The sequence below is a fragment of the Brooklawnia sp. genome, assembly GCF_049651565.1.
In the GTDB taxonomy this organism is placed as follows: Bacteria; Actinomycetota; Actinomycetes; order Propionibacteriales; family Propionibacteriaceae; genus Brooklawnia.
In genome coordinates this window covers 1-5,214 of sequence record NZ_JBASCI010000138.1, presented here as the reverse complement: position 1 = coordinate 5,214, position 5,214 = coordinate 1, and the positions used below count along the sequence as shown (strand labels likewise).

Annotated in this window: 6 protein-coding genes and 1 pseudogene; 4 read left to right on the top strand and 3 right to left on the bottom strand. The window is 68.7% G+C overall.

From position 1 onward, the window contains the following. Positions 1-201 (bottom strand): annotated as a pseudogene (locus WBL05_RS06680) (AMP-dependent synthetase); the annotation flags it as partial. 113 nt (positions 202-314) lie between these two features. Between WBL05_RS06680 and WBL05_RS06675 the strand changes: the two are divergent. From WBL05_RS06675 to WBL05_RS06660, 4 genes are all read left to right on the top strand, one after another. After that, the gene (locus WBL05_RS06675; protein ID WP_424224633.1) at positions 315-575 is read left to right on the top strand and encodes a PLD nuclease N-terminal domain-containing protein; all 261 of its coding nucleotides are present in this window, start codon (positions 315-317) and stop codon (positions 573-575) included. 463 nt (positions 576-1,038) lie between these two features. Continuing rightward, positions 1,039-2,316: an MFS transporter gene (locus WBL05_RS06670; RefSeq protein WP_424224635.1), complete on the top strand. Its 1,278-nt coding sequence runs from the start codon at positions 1,039-1,041 to the stop codon at positions 2,314-2,316. Between the two features lie 22 nt (positions 2,317-2,338). After that, positions 2,339-2,734, top strand: coding sequence for a PRC-barrel domain-containing protein (locus WBL05_RS06665; protein ID WP_424224631.1), 396 nt, complete (start codon positions 2,339-2,341; stop codon positions 2,732-2,734). 55 nt (positions 2,735-2,789) lie between these two features. Then, positions 2,790-3,737 carry a PRC-barrel domain-containing protein gene (locus WBL05_RS06660; protein WP_424224629.1) on the top strand — a complete coding sequence of 316 codons (948 nt, stop codon included), beginning with the start codon at positions 2,790-2,792 and terminating at the stop codon, positions 3,735-3,737. Positions 3,738-3,750: 13 nt separating this feature from the next. On the opposite strand, the gene WBL05_RS06655 is transcribed toward WBL05_RS06660, so the two are convergent. Both WBL05_RS06655 and WBL05_RS06650 read right to left on the bottom strand, forming a co-directional pair. After that, complete coding sequence (locus WBL05_RS06655) at positions 3,751-4,224, bottom strand: deoxycytidylate deaminase (RefSeq protein WP_424224628.1); 474 nt, start codon at positions 4,222-4,224, stop codon at positions 3,751-3,753. Between the two features lies 1 nt (position 4,225). Then, the gene (locus WBL05_RS06650; protein WP_424224634.1) at positions 4,226-5,173 is read right to left on the bottom strand and encodes a cation diffusion facilitator family transporter; all 948 of its coding nucleotides are present in this window, start codon (positions 5,171-5,173) and stop codon (positions 4,226-4,228) included. Between the last annotated feature and the right edge of the window lie 41 nt (positions 5,174-5,214).

The following is a 5,214-nucleotide window of genomic DNA, read 5'->3' as shown; positions in this document are numbered from 1 at the left end:
CAGCACGCCCTTCGGCGTCCCGGTCGAGCCGGAGCTGGTGACGACCACCGCGACGTCCGCGGCCTCGAGCGGTTCGTCGACCCGCAGCGCCTGCTGGGCGGTCCGGTCGGGCACCGGGGCGAGCACGTACTCACCGGCCAGCGCGCCGGGCAGCAGCTCGGCCACCTCGGACGGGGCGCAGGTGCGGATACGGCTGACCACCCGGCCATGGTAGGCGCCCGGGCGAACCGGCAGCGAACCAACCAGTTACACCCCGGCAGTCCCACCTCGGCCGGGCAGCCGGTTTGTTGGCGCCTCCCTCTAGAATTAGCTGCATGGGGCGCGTGATTCCGGTAATCGTGCTGATCGCTTTGACGCTTTACTGCACGATCGAGGTTGCCCAGGCCAGGACCTGGGAGGTTCGCCGGATGCCCAAATGGTTGTGGGCGGTGGTTGTCATCGGGTTGCCCGGTCTGGGCCCGCTGGCCTGGCTGTTCTTCGGACGACCGCTCGGCCCCCGTCGCGGGACCGCCGGGGGCGGCCGAATGCCACCTCGACCACCGGACGACAACCCTGACTGGCTCCGCGGGCTCTGACCCGCTCTCAGGAGTACGCGCGGCGGCGAAACCCGCTTGTCGCTAGTGGGGAGGTTCGTGCAGCGACATCGCTGAGCGACCCTCCGCAGTACATCGCCGTTCCTTCGGGTACCGGGTCGGGTTGCCTGGACCTTCAGCCTCCCTCATCACATGGTGCAGGACGCGGCCAGGGCCCTGGGTAGGCACTGCAGACCCACACCCCTCATCACAGGGGGCAGGTCCAAAATTCCGGTTTTGGCACGCTGGAACGGCACCTGCAGTCATTGAATCGATGTAAGCCGGTTTGAGGGTGCCGAAACCAGAATCCACCCAGCGCCCCATTCACGACTGCGGAGGAACACGCAGCACAGTCGCGCTGACCGATCCTCAGCGCTCTCACCGATGCATCGGCCCCGACCAGCGGTGGCACCCGCACTGAAACGCATCACAGCTGGGAGTAGCCTCGGGCGTTAGCATGCCTACGATCTTCAGTTCCCTCGCCATCGCCAACTACCGCCGGTACTTCACCGGTGCGCTGTTCAGCAACATCGGTTCCTGGATGGGACGCACCGCCATGTCCTGGCTGGTGCTGATGGAGTTGACCGACGGCAGCGCGTCCGCCCTCGGCCTGGTGACCGCGATCATGTTCCTGCCCGGCCTAGGGCTGGCGCCGATGGCGGGCTCGGTGGCCGACCGGTTCCCGAAGCGCAAGATCCTGCTGCTCACCCAGAGCGTCTTCGCCATCGACGTGGTGATCCTGGCGACGCTGGTGCTGACCGGGGTCGCCCAGCTCTGGATGGTCTACCTGATCGCGTTCATCGACGGCCTGTTCTTCACCCTGGACAATCCCGCCCGCCAGTCGTTCGTCAGCGAGCTGGTGGGATCGGCGAACCTGCCCAACGCCATCGGCCTCAACTCCACCAGTTTCAACACCGCACGGCTGATCGGACCGGGGCTGTCCGGCATCATGATCGCCGCGCTGGGCACCGGCTGGGTGTTGGCACTCAACTCGCTGACCTACCTGGCGATGCTGACCGCGCTGCTGCGGCTCGACTCCGCCGAACTGCACCCGGCGCCGGTGCAGACCGGGCGCGGTCGCACCCGCGAGGGCTTCCGGTACGCCCTCAGCCGTCCCGACCTGCTGGTGCTGCTGGCCTGCGGGTTCGCGGTCGGTGGGCTGGGCTTCAACTTCCAGATCTCCAACGCGGTGATGGCGACCCAGTTCTATGGCCGCGGACCAGGTGAGTACGGCGTGCTCGGTTCGGCGATGGGAGTCGGCGCGCTGGTCGCAGCGCTGTGGGCGGCCGGCCGCGGCTATCCGCGGCTGCGGTTCGTCCTCGGCGGGATGGCCGGCTACACCATCTTCAACCTGATCGCGGCCTACTCGCCGTCCTTCGAGCTGTTCGCGATCTTGCAGGTGCCGATCGGGCTGGCCACCGTCACCGTGATGGTCACCGGCAACACCCTGGTGCAAGCCAGCACCAGCCCCGAGATGCGGGGTCGGGTGATGGCGCTGTGGGGGCTGGTCATCATGGGCGTCACTCCGTTGGTGTCGCCGTTGGTGGGTTGGCTGGGTGACCACCTCGGCCCACAGTCCACCGTGCTGTTCGGGGTGGTTTGCGTGGGGGTGGCCCTGCTGATCATCACCGTGGTGATCATGCGCACCGACCAGATCCGCCTGCGACTCGACACCAGCAGACGTGGCTGGGTGTGGCTGGAACGCGGTAGCGTCAGCGAAGACGTTGACGATCCGAAGCGCTGAGCCAACCTCCGGGAGGACCACCGTGTCGCAAGCCATCGACGAGCTGTACTCCTGCACGGTGCTGGACGCCGAGGGCTCCCGGATCGGCGGGGTGAGCCAGGTGTACCTGGACGACGCCACCGGCGAGCCAACCTTCGTGGTCGCCCGCGCCGGCCTGTTCGGCAACCGGGAGGTGCTGATCCCGTTGACCGGAGCCTTCGCCTCCGACGGCCTGCTGCAGGTACCGCACCCGGCCGAGGTGATCAAGCAGGCCCCGCCGCCACCACCCGACCAGCACCTCACCCCCACCCACGAGGCGCAGGCCTACCGGCACTACGGCGTCGGCTTCGTGATTCCGCCCGCTGTGCCACCGCCGGCCGACCCATCGGCAGACTTCGCCGAAGACGCTCCTGCCGACCAGCCGGATCTGCCACTCTGATGGTGTGAGCCGGCCCGGATCCGGGTAGAAGATGCCGATACGAAAGGAAGCGACGATGGCAGAAAGCAACTACGAGGACCTGTTCAACTCCGACGTCGTGGACGTCAACGGCAACAAGATCGGCAGCATCGGGCAGGTCTACCTGGACGACCAGACCGGCCAGCCCAGCTGGGTGACCGTGAAGACCGGTTGGTTCGGGCTGAAGGAGACGTTCGTCCCGCTGGAGCAAGCGGTGGTGACCGAGGGAACCATCACTGTGCCCTACACCGAGGAGAAGGTGAAGGAAGCCCCCCGGGTCGACCCCGACAAGCACCTGGATGCCGACGAAGAGGCCCAGCTGTACGCCTATTACGGCATCGCGACCGTCCTCGACTCCGAGCACCCGGTGACCGCGCCCGCGGCCGGCATGCAGGCGCGCACCGCGACCGCAGACCGCGACCTCGACGAAGCGGGTTCCCGCGAAGTCCGCGACCTGCCAGACGAGCAGCGTCCCGAGCACACCCGGGGCGCCGTCCTCGACCCCGAAGTTGTCGCCGAGAACCTGAAGGGAGCACCAGCTGTGGGATCACCCGAGAACCGGTACGGCATGGAGGACTACGATCGCCCGCTGGACCAGTCCGACGAAACCCCGCCGAACTGGGAGCAGCGGGAACAACTGCGTGACCAGCCGGCCGGCGGTGAGGTGCGCCAGCCGGTGGGCGGTGATCAGCCCAGCCGCACGACCGGCGGCGTCGACCCCGACCAGAGCATTCGTCCCAGTGCCGCAACCGGCGGCGCCGTGGCCGAGGACGAGGTGCCGGTGGCCGGGGCCGGCAACCGGCAGGCACTGGCCGAGGAGGACGAGCCCGTGGTGGCCGCCCCGGCCGCCGGGACCTCGCTGACCGACTCCCGGCGCGGTGCACCGGCGTCCGATGCCGAAGTTGTCGAGGACACCATCGTCGAGGAATCGCTCGAGCGTGATCGCCGGGCGGGAACCGACTACCAGGACCCGAACCGCAGCTGACGACAGCCGGTGATCAGCGTTGGGCGCCCCAGTCGACCAGATCGGCGGCGTCCAACGCTCCTCCAGGCCAGACCGCGCGGACGATGCCGGCCGCTGCCAGCGCCTTGCGGCAGCCCGGGCAGGGTTCGTCGGTGATGTACGCGGTCGCGCCTCGGGTGTCGCGCACCGCGAACAGCAGCGCATTGACCTCGGCGTGGATCGCGATGCAGAACCCGGCAGTGCCGGGCCGGTCGTAGTCACCCAGGCCCGGCACCTGGTCGTAGTCCAACAGCCCGCGCGGACAGGCGCCCTCCAGGCAGTCCGGACGCCCCGGCGCCGCCCCGTTGTAGCCGGTGGCGATGATCCGGTGGTCGTCGGTGGCCAGCACCGCGCCCACCTTGCGCCGCCGGCACTTGGCGCGGACGGCGACCGCGTCCGCGATACCCAGGAAGTACTCGTCCCAGCCGGGGACGCTGAACTCGGCTGGCTGGACGGCTGCGTCGGACATCTCAGAAGTCCTCCTCGTCGGCGTACGACCTGGGATCCTCGATCGGTTCCAGGTGCGCTGACACCCTGACCTCCGGGACGACCTCGACCAGCGCGTCGATGACGTCCTCGGTGAGGTCGTGCCCCTTCCGGACGCTCCACTGGCCGGGCACCAGGATGTGGAACTCCATGAACTGCCGGTTGCCGGCCTCGCGGGTGCGAACAGCATGGAACTCGATCCTGCCCGGCACCCGGAACCGGTCGAGCACCTCGTACAGGTCGGCGTTGGTGCGTTCGGGCAGGCTGACGTCCATCAGCCCGTCCACCGACGACCGGATCAGGCTGATCCCGGTCCACAGGATGTTGGAGCCGGCCAGCAGGGCCACGATCGGGTCGAGGATCGGGGTGTTGGTGATCGCCACCAGCCCGACGCCGACCAGCACCGCCACCGAGGTGATCACATCGGTCATCAGGTGCCTGGCGTCGGCGATGAGGGTGGCGGAGTTGTAGCGGCGGCCCTGCCGCAGCAGCACCGCCGAGACCGTCCCGTTGATCAGCGAGGCGACCACGGCGATGGCCAGGCCGAACCCCAGCTGCTCCGGCATCCGCGGGTTGATCAGCCGCTCGATCGAGGCGACGATGATGAAGCCCGCGGCGACGAAGATCATCACGCCCTCCAGCGCTGCCGAGAAGTACTCGGCCTTGCTGTGACCGTACGGGTGGTTCAGGTCGGGCGGCTTGATGGCCACCTTGAGGGCCACCAGGGCGACGATCGCTGCCGCCAGGTTGACCAGCGACTCCGCAGCGTCCGACAGCAACCCGACCGAGCCGGTCAGCCAGGCCGCGCCACCCTTGAGCGCGATGGTGACCAGGGCCGCGGCCACCGACAACCAGGCGTACCGGCTGAGGTCGACGGGTGGACCGTACCGGGGCGGCTGGATGGTGGTCTTGCGGGGCGTCACTGAACCCATCCTGCCATGCCGGCCCGACCGGCCGGATCGGCCGCCAGCGC

Coding starts and splice junctions, on each gene's coding strand:
- WBL05_RS06675 (WP_424224633.1), top strand. CDS start 315: ATGGGGCGCGTGATTCCGGTAATCGTGCTGATCGCTTTGACGCTTTAC.
- WBL05_RS06660 (WP_424224629.1), top strand. CDS start 2,790: ATGGCAGAAAGCAACTACGAGGACCTGTTCAACTCCGACGTCGTGGAC.
- WBL05_RS06655 (WP_424224628.1), bottom strand. CDS start 4,224: ATGTCCGACGCAGCCGTCCAGCCAGCCGAGTTCAGCGTCCCCGGCTGG.
- WBL05_RS06650 (WP_424224634.1), bottom strand. CDS start 5,173: ATGGGTTCAGTGACGCCCCGCAAGACCACCATCCAGCCGCCCCGGTAC.